Origin of the sequence: Endozoicomonas sp. SESOKO2 (genome assembly GCF_024606245.1) — a bacterium.
GTDB lineage: Bacteria > Pseudomonadota > Gammaproteobacteria > Pseudomonadales > Endozoicomonadaceae > Endozoicomonas_A.
In genome coordinates this window covers 1-15,260 of sequence record NZ_JAHHPQ010000605.1, presented here as the reverse complement: position 1 = coordinate 15,260, position 15,260 = coordinate 1, and the positions used below count along the sequence as shown (strand labels likewise).

Sequence of the window (15,260 nt, the reverse complement as noted above, 5' to 3'; positions counted from 1 at the left end):
ACAAGACATTCAGGTGCCAGATGCCTCAATCCAACATTTCACAGGCAGGGATATCACCAGCCCTCCCCAAAATCTCAGGAACGGATTCAGCGCCTGTCATACGGCAAGAAGCTGGAAATCCGGGCCGTCTCAATTGTGACTCTATCATCGCTGTTGATCTGAGAGTCAGTCTGAATGATGGCAGCCTTGAGCCTTCAAGACTCTCCGGCAGAAGCCTGCCGGAATTTAATATTCAGGCGGTTTTACCCGGCGATGTGGAGAAGAAGTTGCCTATACAAGCTTCCCGCGAAGATCGGCTTGCTGCCAAAACCAATGATGTTCAAAACAAGATTTCTCAGGAGCGCTCCAAAACAAGACCCAAGGTTGACAGAAGCAGCGAAGATGCCCTGAAAGTAGCTTTGAAAGACGCTAATGCATCGTTGAAAGAAGCCAGGAATCTTCAGTCCGAGGCGCACAGTCTGGCCAAGCAGGGCGTACTGGAAGAGAACTTGCTGGAATTGGGACTGGGCGGTAAGAGAATGACCAAGGCTGAAAACGACGCATTTTGCGCGGCCCGGGATTCTGACGAGCTGGTGAGTTCACGAAAGCAGGACGTGAAGGATCTGGAGCGTGCCCAAAAAGATCTGAAAGCAGAACAAAAGAGGGCTGCAAAGGCTGATAAGAAAGCGCATCAGGCGCTAGACCGATTGCAAAAAGACTCATTGTCTCTGGGTAGGTCGGTACCAAAAATCCGTAGTAAAGTGGTGACAGCCAAGGATCATTCCCGCAAAAGATTGGGAGAAGAACTCAAGTCTTTGCAAAGGGCCCAGAAGAAAGCTAAGGCTCTCGCAGCTCATGGTAAGAAGTTACTGGCTAAAGCCGATGAAAAGCAGATGAAGCATGGCATTGATACAGTGCCAGTGAAAGACGCGATCAAGCATCATATTTCAGACGCTGAAACCGAAGTCAAACAGCTGGAAATCGAAGTGGCTTCGTTAAAGCAAACAGTGAAATTGGCTCGACAATCTGAAAAAGCATACAAGAAACAGCAAAAAGAAGACGATAGAATTCTCAGGCAACAGGAGAAAGCAGCAAAAAAGGCTGCCCGAAAGAAAACCGGACTGTCTGAGAAAACGCAAAGTCCAAAAGAGCTGCTAAAGAAAAACGAAGCATCAAAAGTTGAAAAGCCGATAAAAGAGCCAATAATTGAGGGGCAGAAGCAAGAGGTTTCCAGAACACCATCCGACAGGGCCAGTTTCAGTCCATCAGAGCTGCCTCCTTTGAAGTCTGGTAAGACCCAGATGAGGGCTTTTCTTAAGGGGATTACGCCTCAAAAAGCAATGACTGCACAGGCGCTGGAAAAGGCCATGGAAACTTTGCACAAACCCAATGACTATCGACAGGTGTTGGCTGATATTGTGGCCTCAGGTCTGAATGTTGAGGAACAAGTCAGGCTCAGGTCCGGTCTCAGTGCTTGCATGTTGGGAGCCATGAGAGATCCGGAGAAATTTAAACTTTTCAATAGGGGGTTTATTGAACATATTATGTTTGGCGATAGTATGGTCGAAATCCAGCAGCAATACCCTGTGTCAGTGAAAAAAGACTTGGAAAGAATTGACAAAGAAGCAGCGAGGAAATAACACATTCATGGAATCCGACCATCTGCAGCAGCTCCAGCAGCGGGTAAGCGAGGCAGAAGCCTTTGAAGCCTCCGTTTTGAAAAATCTGGAAGAGGTCCAGCATAGGGTTGGAGAGTATTCCGAGAAACTGACCCGTCTCAATAGCAAGATGGCGCTGTTGGAAGCTAGTCAGGCAGCCGATGAAGAGCTGGCAGGGAAAATGGATGTACTTAAATCCGAGCGGGACGACGCCGAGGCAGCCTATCGTGAACAGACCGCCCAAGAGTCGAGACTACAAAGAATGGAACTGGACGCCATCAGCCACCTTAAGGTGGCCAGAAATGAGCTGAAAATCGCCCAGCTCAAATCCGGCTCCTGAAAGCAGCGTTACAACTCTCCGGTAGGCTTCTCGGCAGGGGCTGCTGGGGGTGGGGTCTGAAGTGGTCCATTCATTATGTTAATAGCGGCGTCAGCGCAGTCCCAGGTCCATGACACGTTGCCACTGAGCTGTACTCTTGCTTCCATCGCCGTTCCCAAGGTAAATCTGAATTCTTTGATCACCCAGCCCGGCTTGTCGCCGGTATCTGAGGCGATTATGAGGTCTTCAGAGCGCACCAGATAGGTAGGATTGGGCATATCGTCAAAGGTCAGTCTGGTAAGGCGAGAGTTAAACAAGCTGATGCCCACATCCTTAATACTACCCGGATGATTAAAAATGGATTGTGCTGGGTTTTTGATTTCTGCCTGGCTACTGTCGGGATTAACTCTCATTATACATTTGCCGAGATCAACGGTTCCATTCAAGCCAATGCCCTCGTTAAAAACAGCTTCTACCTGTTTCGTTGCATTGTCCGCAGGGTCAGCATGGCTGAGTGGAGTGAAGCCGATGAACAGGCCTGACAACGCAACAAGGGAAGCCCTGCGACATAAGCCGTCTGGTTGTAGCAAATTCATGATAGATATTCTCAATGAAAATGAAAACGAAAATAAAAATGAAGACGATGGAGTGTTGCGAGAGCAACAGGAAAATTATAGGCAGTGTTCAGGTATCTTCCCATTGATTTGATAGCTTGATCCGTTATGAAATAGCTGTTTTTTATTGATAAGAATAATTTATCCTGAATTTGCCTCAGATCCCCATTGAACCGGGGATCCAAACGAGCAGTGTGAAAGATTATCGGGTCGGAGTCATTTTTGGCTCAGGCTGTGGTCTTTTTCCTGGGAATACCCAGCCGTTGTCGTCTCTCCCAGAGCGTTTTACGACTGATACCGAGTTTCCGGGCCAGTTCGGTTTCGGTCATTTGATTCTGGTGTTCGAGCACGAAGCGCTGAAAGTAATCTTCCAGAGACAAACCGTCCTGAGTTTCGACCTCATTGTGACTGTTCGTGTTGCTGGTGTCAGCCTTGAAAAGAGTTGACTTGACGTGAACATCCAGATCCAAAGTCTCAGGCGTAATGATGTCATCGTCACAGAGGATGACAGCTCGCTCAATGGCATGTTCCAGCTCTCGCACGTTCCCTGGCCATTGATGCTGACAGATGGCTGCCATGGCCTCAGGAGAGTACGAATAAACTTCCAGCTCCATCTTCTTGCAGACTTTTTCCAGTAGCTTCTCTGCAAGCAGTAATACGTCGTTGCCCCGCTCACGCAATGCCGGAATTCTCAGCTCCACCACTTTCAATCGATAGTAGAGGTCTTCCCGGAAATGACCGCTAGCAGAGAGCTGGCGCAGATTTCTGTGGGTAGCGGCAATCAGTCGCACATCGACTTTCTGGGAATGCACAGAGCCCACCCTTCTGATTTCTCCTTCCTGAAGAACCCGAAGCAATCGGGCCTGAGCTTCCAGAGGGAGTTCACCGATTTCATCAAGGAACAGGGTGCCAGTATTGGCAGCTTCAATCAGGCCGGTTCGGGCAGCCGTGGCGCCGGTAAAGGAGCCTTTCTCGTGACCAAAAAGTTCGGATTCAATCAGTGTCTCCGGAATAGCAGCACAATTGACTGAGATCATTGGGCCATTGGCCCGGCGGCTGTTCTCATGGAGGGCTCTGGCGACCAGCTCTTTACCTGTACCCGATTCGCCCTGAATCAGAACAGTGGCATCGGTCGGGGCAACTTTCCGAATGCGTTTGAAGAGCAGCTTCATGGCGTCACAGTGACCCAGAATGCCGTTGTATCCTGAGTGGGTGTCACAAACCACTTTTTCCGTTGATTTATCAGGTGCAGACAGTTTGCTGGTCATGATAGCAGCAACACGGTCCAGCATTTCAGAGTGATCAAAGGGTTTGGCAATATAGTCAACAGCGCCCATTTTCATGGTGCTGACGGCTGAGTTCAGGCTGGCATAACTGGTCATAATCAGGACCGGTATGCCTTCAGCCAGGTTGATCATCTCGGTACCGGGTGAGTCGGGCAGGCGCAAGTCACTGATGATCAGGTCAAAATCTTTTAATGTGTAAGACAGCTCAGCTTCGTGGACAGAACCTGCTTCACTGACGCTGTAGTCGTTTCTTTCCAGCAGTCTTCTCAGGGAGGCACGAATAATTTCTTCGTCCTCAACAATGAGAATATTACCCTGGTTCATACAGTTTCCCCCTCCTGCTCCCGTGAGTCATGGGGCCGATAAGTCATATAACCATGCTGCTGCCTGATGCTCTGCGGCTCATGACGCGGCAGGGAAATTTCAAAGAGTGTACCTTTATCCAGATTTTTATCGGTTGGACTGATGACTCTGATGGTACCAAAGTGTTCTTCAATGATATTCCAGGTCAGTGCCAGACCAAGACCGGTACCTTTACCCGTCTCTTTGGTGGTGAAGAAGGGTTCAAACAGACGTTCCTGAATGTTGGCAGGAATGCCATGACCCTGATCTTCAACTTCGATTTTGACAGTGTGGGCAGAGGCCGATGTTCTGATTGTGATTGTACTGTTCTCATCGGAAGCATCTACCGCATTATTCAGCAGGTTAATGAAAACCTGTTGCAGTTTCTGTGGATTGCCCGTCACTCTGTGTTCCGGATCACACAAGTTAAGAAAGCTGATATTGCTGCTCTTTCGTCCAAGTTGCAACAGGCTGATAGACTCCTGAACACTGGTAAAAAGATCAACGGGTTCATGAGTGCTCGTTTGTGATCGATTTTTACCGTTGTGGGAGTAGTTCATGAGCATTTGAACAATTCTGGAAATCCTCTGGGTTTGTTCGAGTACCTGGCCCGCTACTTCCCGGGTATCGCCTTCTTCTGAGAGGGCTTTCAGCTCCTGAGCCAGACAATCAATAGCGGTGACCGGGTTGCCAATCTCGTGAGCGACACCGGCCGCCAGCTGTCCTATGGAGGCCAGTCGTTCACTGTGAAACAGCTGATCTTCAAGCATCTGGTTCTCTGTATGATCTTCCAGCAGCATCACCTTGTTGCCATTGGGACCATACACCAGTGCTTCAAGGTTGGCCTTGTGAAGATTGAAGTAACGCAACTGCCCATTAATTTCTACACCATGTTTAGGCAGGTGCTGACTGTCTATCCGGGCAAAGTTGCTGAGAATGTCATTCCAGGGCTCTGGAATCCGGTTCAGAGGGCTGCCCAGAACCTCTGAGGCCGGGATAGCGGTCATGTGGCTCATGGCCTGGTTCCAGAGCATGATTTCTCCAGCCGCATCCACTGAGCAGAGGGCCATAGGAAGATTATTCAGAATGTCCCGATGGTAGCGCCTCAGGTCATCCAGTTCTCCGGCCAGACCGCTCAATCGACTGTGATAGGCTTCAAGCCGTGATTCCATGAAATGAATATCCCGGGCAACGTAGCCCTTGTTTTCATCCCAGGGCAAGAAGGTGTCAACAATATCGTGGGCTACGCTTGGCCCCATCAGACCCGAAAGGTTTTTCTCGATCCGCTCCCTCAGACGACGAAGAGCATGAGGGCGGTTTTCATCTTCTCTCATGTTGAGATCGCTGAGTGCTCTGGACACTTCCTTATGCGCCACCCGTCCTCCCAGAGGTTTACTCAGCATTTCATGGAAATCATGAGCAGACTTGGCTTCAGGAACTTTCTGATCGTTGCGGCTGTTGCTTTCAACCTGACAGGCACTGGCGGCTGAACGTTCTTCGGGGGACATACAGGTGAAGTTTGAGACCAGATATATCAGCACTGCATTGACCGTCAAAGAGGTCATACCCAGTAGATGCCACTGTTGATAAAGATAGGTCGACACCTCATCCATGGTTGAGCTGAAAAGGCTGAAGTCGACCATTTGGGGCAACATCATAGTGAAGAACCATAAGGTTGTGCCGCCGATCAGACCGGTAATAAACCCTTTATGGTTGGCTTTGGGCCAATACAGCACACAGAGTGCTCCCGGAAGGAGTTGCAGGGCACCCACGTAGGCAATAACCCCCAGATTATAAAGTGCCTTTTCGGCTTCAAGCATGCGATAAAAGCCGTAGGAACTCATAATGAGCGCCACAATAATGAATTGCTTGAACCAGATCAGCCAGCGATAGATATTCACCTCAATCTGAAGGTGGGGCGGGTAATAGGGCAACACTATGTGATTCATGATCATTGAGGACAGAGCCAGAATTGTGACAATCGTCAGGCCACTGGCGGCCGCCAGTCCCCCAATATAGGCGACAATAGTTAGCCAGGGCATGTCCAGAGCCTGACCAATGAACAGCGGAAAGTAGTCAGCTGCCACCGGGCTGTTCAGCTTGATACCTGCCCAAAGAATCAGCAGGGTGGGTAGACTCAGTACCAGAAGAAACAGGGGAAGTGCCCAGCTGGCAATATGAAGGGAACGCTGACTGCGATTCTCGGCAAAAGTCATGTGAAACATGTGCGGCATGACAATTGCCGAAGCAAAAAACATCAGCAGCATACTGCGCCAGGGACCATCCTGAAGCGGCGTTTGCATTTCTATCAGTTTATCCTGATGAACAGCAAGCCAGGCCTCCACGCCATCAAGACCATTAAAGACTTCAAACAGAATAACCAGACCCAAGGTCACCATCACCACAAGCTTGACCACTGACTCAACCGCCATTGCCATGACCAGACCCCGCTGCCTGTCACGGGTTGAGAGGTGTCGAGTACCAAACAGCGCTGCAAACAGGGCCACCATGACACAGAAAACGATGGCAAGTCGTTCCGGAGAGTATTCCTCACTGATCAGGTGAATACTGTCGGATACTGCCTGAATTTGTAGGGATAGCAGAGGCATGGTTGCCGTTAGCATCAGCACAGTGGCCAGGGTTCCGGCCAGAGGGCTTCGAAACCGGAAGGCAAAGAGGTCTGCCAGTGAGCTGAGCTGGTAGGTTCGGGTGATCCTCAAAATGGGATGGAGTAAAACCGGAGACAGGAGGAAAGCTCCACTCACACCCAGATAGAAAGCAAGAAAGACATAGCCGTGCTCACTGGCAAAACCCAAACTGCCAAAGTAGGCCCAGCTGGAGGCGTAGACACCCAGAGAGAGAACATAGACAGCAGGGTGCTGAGTGATTTTTCTGGGAATCAATCCTTTCTCGGTCGCCCAGGCACAGAGGAACAGGGCCAGCAGGTATGCAACACTGACAAGCAGAAGTTCTTCGAGTTCAAAACTCATCGGAGTTTCCCCTGGGCTGGAGCAGGAAACCTGCCAGAATCACGATAAACCAGAGAATCCAGGGTTGGTACCAGCTGTCGCCCGTCGTAATCCACCATCCCATGATGGCGGGAGAGAAAAGGTAGATACTGATAGCCAGAAGCAGAACCAGACGATAGATGTACATGAAACTTCAGTACGAACTTGATATCGGACTGTCCATCTTAACCAGTGTTGAGATAAACCGCAAAGTGGCTGGGTAGTGTTATCTGTGGGTATCGTTATCTGTCAGATACCCGGTGGATTATAGGTCACCCAGTAAACCATGTTGCCCGGGCAGTCGTCGCCCAGTATGTCGCTCATCAGCTCGTTGGCTTTCAGGTCACCCATCTTCTTGATCCAGTCAGTGTCTTCCAGCTTTTCTTCCAGAAACCAGTTGGGCAGGGCGTTGATGTGCTTATCGTAGTAAGCCAGTGGGAACCTGAGGTCCCTTGGCAGGCGAGTGCGTTTGATGCTCAACGCTGCATCACAACGAACCACCAGACTTTCTGCCACCTGTTTTCTTTTGCTGACGTAGTTGCCTGCTTCCCTGCGGTACTTATCTTCGTAGGGGCCCATCAATTCTTCGTAGCGGTTTTCTATGCAGTGATCGTAAGCCCGGCTGACATCGTCGTTTTGATAGCCCATGATCTTGCAGGCTTCTTTCACCCGCTCACGAAACTCACGGCTGATCTGTAAATACCAGGGAGCATGAGGACCCAGAATGTTTTGTGCTTCCTGATTGGCAACGAAAAACAGGTTTTCATCGGGGGTAAAACAGAGCGCAGCATCCTGAGCGTTAACGACATCAATTCTGGAAAGATCTGGCTCTTTGCCAACAGCGCTTTCGCGTTCAAAACGGGCTTTTTGACAGAATTCAGAGTCGGTAATATCGACAGCAACTCCTGGCATTGGGGTGATTTCCTGAGGGGTAATAGCCAGAGCATCAAGAGTAAAAAGCAATGAGGCCGCAGGCAGAAAACGACGCACAACCTTGTTGATAACGGACATATCCACTCCTTAGACACATCTTTCTCGACAATGTAATAGTCTATGTATACCACTCCCGATCATCAGGATAAAGCTGTCAGCGGCACAAATGCTCGTTTTGCGACATGATCGATCTGCCAGTGCTTTATACCCCACTCTAGAATTTCGGAAACACTGCTGCCTTCCAGTTCAGTATCCGGCCTCTGTCCCAGTGCCTGCAACGCTTTGATCAATTGCTGTTCAGGCTGATGGAGAGGAATCTCTGGAGCATGATTCTGCTTGCTCAGCTTGTCGCCGTTCGCAAGCGTGATAACAGGAACGTGAGCGTAGACAGGAGTGGCAGTGTTGAGCAAGGACAACAGATAGGTCTGCCAGGGTGTCGCATTGAGAAGGTCATGGCCCCTGACAATATGAGTAATCCCCTGATAAGCGTCGTCTGCACATACGGCCAGCTGGTAGGCAAAGAGACCATCCTTGCGCTGAATGATGAAGTCCCCCAGATCAGGCAGGGCATATTCGATAGAGCCCTGGATCAGATCCTGAAAGGCAATGATGGTTTCCGGGCATCTCACTCTCAGGGAGTATGGAGACTTTGTATTGTCTGTTTTGTCTCGACAGATCCCCGGATAGACGCCTCCTTTGCCATGAAGATCCTTGCGGGTACAGGTGCAGGGGTATATGAAACCTCTGTCCTTCAGGTCACTGATGATGTGTCGGTAGGCTTCGTGACGCGTGCTTTGGTAAAGTACCTGATCATCCCAATGCAAGCCGTAGACTTCCAGCGACTTCAGAATCCGATGGGCTGCGCCAGGCTGCTCCCTGGGAGGATCAATGTCTTCCATGCGAACCCGCCAGATTCCGTTTTGCGAGCGGGCGTCGAGAAAACTGGCCAGGGCGGCAACCAGTGAGCCAAAGTGCAATGGGCCGGAAGGGGAGGGTGCGAAGCGGCCAATGTAGTCTGGCTTTTCTTTGCCGTGGGCAGTTTTTTTCGCTGTGGGCATGTTCAGGGTCTTCAGGCCATAAGCAGACGAAAGGGTTTATTGCCGATGCCAGGGCAATAAGTTTTCACAAACACAAAAACAGCAAAGCCGCGATCTGATTCGCGGCTTTGCTTGAAGGCAGCAATGTCAGGGTATTATTGACCCAGTTGCTTCTCCTTGATTTCAGCCAGAGTTTTGCAGTCGATGCAAAGAGTGGCTGTAGGTCGGGCTTCCAAACGGCGGACGCCAATCTCGACACCGCAAGAGTCGCAGAAACCGTAGTCTTCTTCCTCAATGCGAGTCAGAGTTTTATCGATCTTTCTGATCAGTTTCCGTTCGCGATCACGGGTACGCAGCTCCAGGCTGAACTCCTCTTCCTGGCTGGCACGGTCAGCCGGGTCAGGGAAGTTTGCTGCTTCGTCCTGCATATGGTTTACGGTGCGATCCACTTCTTCCATCAACTCCTGTTTCCATTGTTTGAGGATGTTAGTGAAATGTTCGACCTGCTTCTCATTCATGTACTCTTCGCCTTCTTTCTCCACATACGGAGTGAAAGAGCGAAGCAAATTACCTTGATCGGCTTTTTTCTGTGCTGACATGATTACAGCCTCATCACCTTCTCATTAAGTAGCTCGACATACTGCCTGCCAAGCTTTCCATCCGAATGCCGGACAAAACCGGCTTCCTTGAAAGCTGAGGTCAACACCACGGGTTGCCAGTATCAGCTGCGTAATCTGGCCCCTATGCCTCTTGCCTTCCTCACAGAAGCGACGAAACTACCAAAACCTATGGCAATGCGCCATAAAAAAATGCTTCTGCCGCTGTCGACAAGTGATCATCCACCTATTACATAGTAATCACAAAATACTATTCGAGGAAACCGTCAACTAACTATCATAGAATTCAGTTTTGGAATATTAAAGTCTAATTTAATGAAATATTAGTATGAAATTTGAAAAAGATCTTCAGTCAGCCCGCCTTATTCGACGTTACAAACGGTTCATGGCGGATGTAGAACGGGAGGATGGCAGTACCCTGACTCTTCACTGTCCGAATACAGGCTCCATGAAAAACTGTCTCTATCCGGGCAAGCAGATCTGGTATCTTGATTCTGGTAATCCTAAACGCAAGTACCCCTGCACCTGGGAGTTGGCTGAGATTCCGGTCATGTTTGAGTCAGAGGAGAAAAGCACTCTGGCCGGATTGAATACCGGCAGAGCCAACAGGCTGGTAGAAGAAGCGCTGCGCCTGAAAAAGATTTCCGAGCTTGCAGAATACGATAAGATCCGCAGAGAAGTGCCCTATGGTGAAGAAAAAAGTCGTATCGACTTTTTACTACAGCAGGAAGGTTTGCCAGATTGTTATGTTGAAGTGAAAAGTGTCACTCTGGCAGTAGGTGATGGTCTGGGCCTGTTTCCCGATGCTGTCACCGCACGGGGAACAAAGCATCTCAGGGAGTTAATGACCATGATTGATTCTGGCCACAGGGCGGTGCTGCTTTTTTGTGTTCAGCATACAGGGATTGAACGTGTCGCTCCGGCTCATGAGATTGATCCACAGTACGGTCAGGTCATTAAAGAGGCTGCAGCTGCCGGGGTTGAAATTATGGCTCTGGGTGCCGAGATATCGACGCAAGAAATCGCCCTGACCAGGACGTTGCCCGTTTTTGATATTGAATGATTGGCCGGTTAAATAGCCATTGAGAAGACGCCTGCCCTGATCTCAACATTCAATGGACATTATTCCATGACTCTTTCTGCATGATGGTTCGGATAGGCTGCAAAATAACGTCTATCTTATAGTCCGAAACATCACAACGTTATGGAACCTTTCAATGCTCAGAACCGCGGTAGTCGGAACGGGATATCTGGGAAAGTTTCACGCCCTTAAATACGCCCTCTTACCAGGATGCCGACTGGTGGGAGTGGCAGACATTAATGAAGACAGTGGTCGTGTTGTTGCCAGGGAATGCGCTACAGAATTTTTTGCTGATTACCATCAACTGTTAGGCAAGGTGGATGCTGTCAGTATTGCTGTACCTACGTTGCTTCATCATCAGGTTTCAAGAGACTTTCTTATGGCCGGTGTACATGTACTGGTGGAAAAGCCCATAACCTCGAGCCTGAAAGAATCCCATGAGCTGGTTCAAATAGCCAGAGAGAAGGAGCTGGTTCTGCAGGTTGGGTGTCTGGAGCGCTTCAATGCGGCACTTTCAGGCGTAGGCCCATTATTAAACAAGCCTCGCTTTATTGAGTCCCACCGGCTGGCAGAATTCAAACCACGTTCGATTGATATCAATGTGGTCATGGACCTTATGATCCATGATCTGGATATTATTCTGAGCCTGGTGAACCAACCCTTGCTGGGTGTCGTCGCCAACGGCACTGCGGTATTGACTGACTCGGTGGATATTGCCCAGGCAAGGCTGACATTCAGCGGTGGCTGCGTAGCCAATGTGACCGCCAGCCGGATCAGTCAGAGCACCAAACGTAAGATGCATATCTTTCAGGAGAAATCATGCATTTGCATCGACTTTCAGTCTCTGAATATGTCGCACTTTTACAAAGGTAAAGGTGAGATGTTTCCCGGTATTCCCAATATTGAGTGTGACGCACTGACCTACAAAGACAGTGACTCATTGCGCAGGGAAATAGAAGATTTTCTCAACTGTGTTCGCCATTCAAGAGCCCCCAGGGTCAGCGGTGAAGATGGCCAACGTGCCCTGGAGTTAGCCACCCGGATTTCCGGCATTATTGAAGGAGATACTCAATGAGTACGGAACCAGTGATCCCTATGGTGGATACGCTGGCCTGGCACAAGCCAATTCAGCAGGAGCTCAGGTCTGCGGCCAACCGGGTGCTGGACTCTGGTCGCTTTTTGATGGGAGAAGAAGTGACTGCTTTTGAGCAGGAAGTCAGAGAATTTCTTCAGGCTAATCAGACGGTCAGTTGTGCCAATGGCACCGACGCCCTGGTTCTTGCACTTTCTGCGGCTGGTCTGGGATCTGGTGATGAAGTAATTACGACACCCTTTACCTTTTTTGCCACCGCTGAGGCCATCGTTCGGGTGGGTGCAACGCCTGTGTTTGCAGATATAGAACTGGAGACGTTTAATATTGATCCGCTTCGGGTACAGGAATCTATCACGAACAAGACTCGTGCAGTGCTGGTGGTTCATCTCTTTGGTTTGCCTGCCCGAATTCAGGAAATCCAGTGGCTTTGTGAGGAGCATTCCCTGCTGCTGATTGAGGACTGCGCCCAATCTTTTGGTGCATCAGTCAATGGTAGAATGACTGGAACCTGGGGTGATTTTGGTTGTTTCAGTTTTTTCCCCAGTAAGAACTTAGGTGGCTTTGGTGATGGGGGGTTGGTCATCGCGAAGACCGGGTCCATGGCGGAGCAATTAAAGGTGTTGAGAAACCACGGCAGCAGCGTTCAATATCGACACGAATACATGGGTTACAACAGCAGACTGGATGAAATGCAGGCGGCGCTGCTCAGGGTTAAGCTAAAGTACATTGCACGTTATAACGATGAGCGAAAAAAAATAGCGGAAGATTACCGGTCCTTTTTGCAGGGGATGGATATTCTTTTGCCAGCAGGTCAGGGACATGTTTATCACCAGTTTACTGTCTTAACCGATCAGCGAGATCAATTGAAGGATCATCTGGCCAGTCATGGCGTTGCATCAGCCCTGTATTATCCGGTGCCACTGCATCACCAACCGGTGTTTAAAGGCTTTCCGATGAAACAGGATCTTTTTGTTGCTGAGCAGGTGTCCCGGCGTTGTCTGTCTTTGCCTGTTTTTCCGGGTATGACGAAGGCGCAGGTGCATCGGGTAACAGAGTCGGTCACCCGTTTCTTTTCAGAAGATAGAGCAGAATTTGCCTACTGGTTTGCGGGAGCTGCACCCTGAATATCGTCCAACAGCCTCCTGACTGAGGAGCAGATTGATGAAGTGCTGGCACTCTGCGGTATTGGCAATGACACTTATCACTTCCCAAATGATCCATTCAGCACCGTTTCATGATCAGCTTGAGGCGGTTCGGCTGGCTGATGCCCACTTTGATGCACAGGGGCAAGTGGAGACGACCGGTGATATTGATCGCAAAGTTGTCTGTCTTCGTCCCATGCGAAAGGGGTTGCCAGAGATCAGTGCCGAGAGTGTGGGTGAGCAGGTAAGAGTTCACTTGTATGGCCATGGTGGCAGTGGCTGGACGCTGCTCTGGGGCAGTATAGAGAAGGCAATGGCCCTGTTTGAGGAGAAGGCAAGAGAGCACAAATTCAACGATCAGGTTTCCATTACGATCATAGGTGCGGGTTGTATGGGAAAAGCCGTCGCTCTATCGCTCTTCCACGCAGGCTACCGGAACATTCGTATTGTGGCTGAACAAGACAACCGTATTGCTTCTCTGAACTCAACGGGCTACCTGGCCATGGTCTCTCTGGCAACAGAAAGTGAGACAGAGAAACAGGAGGCTGAACAGCTGGCTATTGAGACGCTTAAGGGGTACCAGAGCGTAGACAGAGGAACCCATCCGATCGTCAATGAAGGAGTTCATCTCATTGATGTTTACAGTGGCCTGGGCAAAGAAGGAGAAGAGGGCCCACTGGAAACCTACACCGGTATTGAGCCCTTTGCTGAGGCTGGATTGTTACCCAAGCCTCAGCAAGGTGTGGTTGAGTTTTCCACAGGTGTGAGTTACCCGATGCAAAAATTCCAGACTTACTTTATGGATACTGCGGTCATCATGGCAGCTTTTGATCATGAACTCAGAACCAGAAATATTCCTGTGATTCATGAGACAGTGGGCAGTCTGGATGATATTAAAACCTATGTTGTTTTTAACTGCTCCGGGCTGGGGGCCGCAAGTCTGAATCACGATGACAAGGTTTACCCAAACATGGGATTGTTGCTGGAGCTGGCTCATCAACCTCTGAAAAAGCTCGACTACATTATCTATACTCGCTACCAGCCGCCGGATGCACCCAAACGTTCAAGCCCTCCGGATAAGGCGGACATCTATTTTATGCCCAGAAGCGGCGGATTACTGGGAGCCACTTTTGTCGATCACAATGATGGTTCCGATAACGCTTTGAATGAAGCGTTATTCACAAGAATACTGAGAGAAAATAAGCAGTTTTTTGGTTATCCGCTTAACACCCATTGAGACGCTATATTGACAGCTGGGCAAGGCAGAACGGTTCTATGAAGAACCGTTGAAACAACGCCATCCGGACAATTCCAGGTAGAATCCGATGCTCTGTGAGCCGTCAGTTGTGGCTGTGTTGTCACCGGTGGGAACGTAGAATTTGATCCATTCACATTTCTTTTCTCCTAAGAAAATAAGTTATTCACAACTCAGGCTAATCACCGATGGTCAATGGTTGCTTTTGACTCTGCATGAGAAACGCCGGGAGTGGCGCTTCTACGGATAGATCTTTAAGTTAACAGATAAGGAAGGATCACCCACGTTTGGCTGATAACGAACAGCAGCTCCTATCCGGGGACAGGGAGGAGCAGTTGGCTGGGACCGAACAGGACCGGTACTGCCAGTACTATTGCCTGCGGCCAATGAATCCAATGCTGATGGTAGCCCCTGACACTGTTGCTGCTCACCGGTGAGGGTGTTCGCCATCGTAAATCCTGTAATTGCTCGTTCCTGAAGCCCGGTGCGGCTAGGGTATTTGCACGCAAAATAAGTGCCAGCAGCGGCTCCAGCAACAGCGCCAGTAACAAGACAGCAGGTAACAGAGGCACCAACAGCAGCGCTAGTTGAGCTGTAATAATAGTCAATTATGGGGTTGCAGTTGGACATAGCAGCACCACACACACTACCGCCAGCGGCACCGATTAAGGAACCGCCGCCAACCGGTACAACACAATTTGAAACAACGCCATCCGGACACTTACAGTTATTATCCGGTGCTATATGAACCGTTAGTTGCGGCTGTGTTGTCACTGGCGGTGAAGACGCAGTACTTGATATATTCATATTACTTCTCTCCTTAGAAAATAAGTTATTTACACCCCAGCAGCCTGTCGGACTTAAGGCTGTCCTACTGCGGTTGCAATAAATTGGTC

At 49.7% G+C, this 15,260-nt stretch carries 13 protein-coding genes and 2 pseudogenes; 6 read left to right on the top strand and 9 right to left on the bottom strand.

From position 1 onward, the window contains the following. The first annotated feature begins 20 nt into the window (after positions 1 to 20). On the top strand, positions 21 to 1,619 hold the full coding sequence (locus tag KDK17_RS14655) for a hypothetical protein (protein ID WP_257280370.1): 1,599 nt from the start codon (positions 21 to 23) through the stop codon (positions 1,617 to 1,619). 7 nt (positions 1,620 to 1,626) lie between these two features. Then, positions 1,627 to 1,977 carry a hypothetical protein gene (locus KDK17_RS14650; protein ID WP_257275619.1) on the top strand — a complete coding sequence of 117 codons (351 nt, stop codon included), beginning with the start codon at positions 1,627 to 1,629 and terminating at the stop codon, positions 1,975 to 1,977. Between the two features lie 8 nt (positions 1,978 to 1,985). On the opposite strand, the gene KDK17_RS14645 is transcribed toward KDK17_RS14650, so the two are convergent. The 8 genes and pseudogenes from KDK17_RS14645 to dksA form a co-directional block, all read right to left on the bottom strand. After that, positions 1,986 to 2,552 (bottom strand): hypothetical protein, encoded by a 567-nt coding sequence (locus KDK17_RS14645; protein ID WP_257280371.1) that lies wholly within the window; start codon positions 2,550 to 2,552, stop codon positions 1,986 to 1,988. A 245-nt stretch (positions 2,553 to 2,797) separates the two neighbouring features. Next, a pseudogene (locus tag KDK17_RS14640) lies at positions 2,798 to 3,727 on the bottom strand (sigma-54 interaction domain-containing protein); the annotation flags it as partial. A gap of 180 nt (positions 3,728 to 3,907) precedes the next feature. Continuing rightward, positions 3,908 to 4,180: pseudogene (locus KDK17_RS19650) on the bottom strand (response regulator); the annotation flags it as partial. Then, a complete protein-coding gene (locus tag KDK17_RS14635; protein ID WP_257288373.1) occupies positions 4,177 to 7,188 on the bottom strand; it encodes an ATP-binding protein in 3,012 nt (1,003 codons plus the stop codon). The pseudogene KDK17_RS19650 and the gene KDK17_RS14635, both read right to left, overlap by 4 nt. Continuing rightward, positions 7,178 to 7,354 carry a hypothetical protein gene (locus tag KDK17_RS14630; protein ID WP_257280374.1) on the bottom strand — a complete coding sequence of 59 codons (177 nt, stop codon included), beginning with the start codon at positions 7,352 to 7,354 and terminating at the stop codon, positions 7,178 to 7,180. Before KDK17_RS14630 ends, KDK17_RS14635 begins: the two co-directional genes overlap by 11 nt. A 101-nt stretch (positions 7,355 to 7,455) precedes the next feature. Further along, positions 7,456 to 8,217: a hypothetical protein gene (locus tag KDK17_RS14625; protein ID WP_257288372.1), complete on the bottom strand. Its 762-nt coding sequence runs from the start codon at positions 8,215 to 8,217 to the stop codon at positions 7,456 to 7,458. A 62-nt stretch (positions 8,218 to 8,279) separates the two neighbouring features. Next, positions 8,280 to 9,197: a tRNA glutamyl-Q(34) synthetase GluQRS gene (gluQRS, locus tag KDK17_RS14620; RefSeq protein ID WP_257280376.1), complete on the bottom strand. Its 918-nt coding sequence runs from the start codon at positions 9,195 to 9,197 to the stop codon at positions 8,280 to 8,282. 134 nt (positions 9,198 to 9,331) lie between these two features. Further along, on the bottom strand, positions 9,332 to 9,775 hold the full coding sequence (gene dksA / locus KDK17_RS14615; protein WP_257280377.1) for an RNA polymerase-binding protein DksA: 444 nt from the start codon (positions 9,773 to 9,775) through the stop codon (positions 9,332 to 9,334). Positions 9,776 to 10,121: 346 nt separating this feature from the next. On the opposite strand from dksA, the gene sfsA reads away from it, so the two are divergent. The 4 genes from sfsA (at position 10,122) to KDK17_RS14595 (ending at position 14,346) form a co-directional block, all read left to right on the top strand. Next, positions 10,122 to 10,856 carry a DNA/RNA nuclease SfsA gene (gene sfsA / locus KDK17_RS14610; RefSeq protein WP_257288371.1) on the top strand — a complete coding sequence of 245 codons (735 nt, stop codon included), beginning with the start codon at positions 10,122 to 10,124 and terminating at the stop codon, positions 10,854 to 10,856. 154 nt (positions 10,857 to 11,010) lie between these two features. Continuing rightward, the gene (locus tag KDK17_RS14605) at positions 11,011 to 11,949 is read left to right on the top strand and encodes a Gfo/Idh/MocA family protein (RefSeq protein ID WP_257288370.1); all 939 of its coding nucleotides are present in this window, start codon (positions 11,011 to 11,013) and stop codon (positions 11,947 to 11,949) included. Continuing rightward, the gene (locus KDK17_RS14600; RefSeq protein WP_257288369.1) at positions 11,946 to 13,091 is read left to right on the top strand and encodes a DegT/DnrJ/EryC1/StrS aminotransferase family protein; all 1,146 of its coding nucleotides are present in this window, start codon (positions 11,946 to 11,948) and stop codon (positions 13,089 to 13,091) included. The genes KDK17_RS14605 and KDK17_RS14600 overlap by 4 nt, the downstream gene beginning before the upstream one ends. Before the next feature lie 67 nt (positions 13,092 to 13,158). After that, a complete protein-coding gene (locus KDK17_RS14595) occupies positions 13,159 to 14,346 on the top strand; it encodes an NAD(P)-binding domain-containing protein (RefSeq protein ID WP_257288368.1) in 1,188 nt (395 codons plus the stop codon). 258 nt (positions 14,347 to 14,604) lie between these two features. Here KDK17_RS14595 and KDK17_RS14590 read toward each other — a convergent pair whose 3' ends face one another. Beyond that, complete coding sequence (locus KDK17_RS14590; protein ID WP_257280382.1) at positions 14,605 to 15,171, bottom strand: hypothetical protein; 567 nt, start codon at positions 15,169 to 15,171, stop codon at positions 14,605 to 14,607. Positions 15,172 to 15,260: the final 89 nt, after the last annotated feature.

Coding starts and splice junctions, on each gene's coding strand:
- KDK17_RS14655 (WP_257280370.1), top strand. CDS start 21: ATGCCTCAATCCAACATTTCACAGGCAGGGATATCACCAGCCCTCCCC.
- KDK17_RS14650 (WP_257275619.1), top strand. CDS start 1,627: ATGGAATCCGACCATCTGCAGCAGCTCCAGCAGCGGGTAAGCGAGGCA.
- KDK17_RS14645 (WP_257280371.1), bottom strand. CDS start 2,552: ATGAATTTGCTACAACCAGACGGCTTATGTCGCAGGGCTTCCCTTGTT.
- KDK17_RS14635 (WP_257288373.1), bottom strand. CDS start 7,188: ATGAGTTTTGAACTCGAAGAACTTCTGCTTGTCAGTGTTGCATACCTG.
- KDK17_RS14630 (WP_257280374.1), bottom strand. CDS start 7,354: ATGTACATCTATCGTCTGGTTCTGCTTCTGGCTATCAGTATCTACCTT.
- KDK17_RS14625 (WP_257288372.1), bottom strand. CDS start 8,217: ATGTCCGTTATCAACAAGGTTGTGCGTCGTTTTCTGCCTGCGGCCTCA.
- gluQRS (WP_257280376.1), bottom strand. CDS start 9,197: ATGCCCACAGCGAAAAAAACTGCCCACGGCAAAGAAAAGCCAGACTAC.
- dksA (WP_257280377.1), bottom strand. CDS start 9,775: ATGTCAGCACAGAAAAAAGCCGATCAAGGTAATTTGCTTCGCTCTTTC.
- sfsA (WP_257288371.1), top strand. CDS start 10,122: ATGAAATTTGAAAAAGATCTTCAGTCAGCCCGCCTTATTCGACGTTAC.
- KDK17_RS14605 (WP_257288370.1), top strand. CDS start 11,011: ATGCTCAGAACCGCGGTAGTCGGAACGGGATATCTGGGAAAGTTTCAC.
- KDK17_RS14600 (WP_257288369.1), top strand. CDS start 11,946: ATGAGTACGGAACCAGTGATCCCTATGGTGGATACGCTGGCCTGGCAC.
- KDK17_RS14595 (WP_257288368.1), top strand. CDS start 13,159: ATGACACTTATCACTTCCCAAATGATCCATTCAGCACCGTTTCATGAT.
- KDK17_RS14590 (WP_257280382.1), bottom strand. CDS start 15,171: ATGAATATATCAAGTACTGCGTCTTCACCGCCAGTGACAACACAGCCG.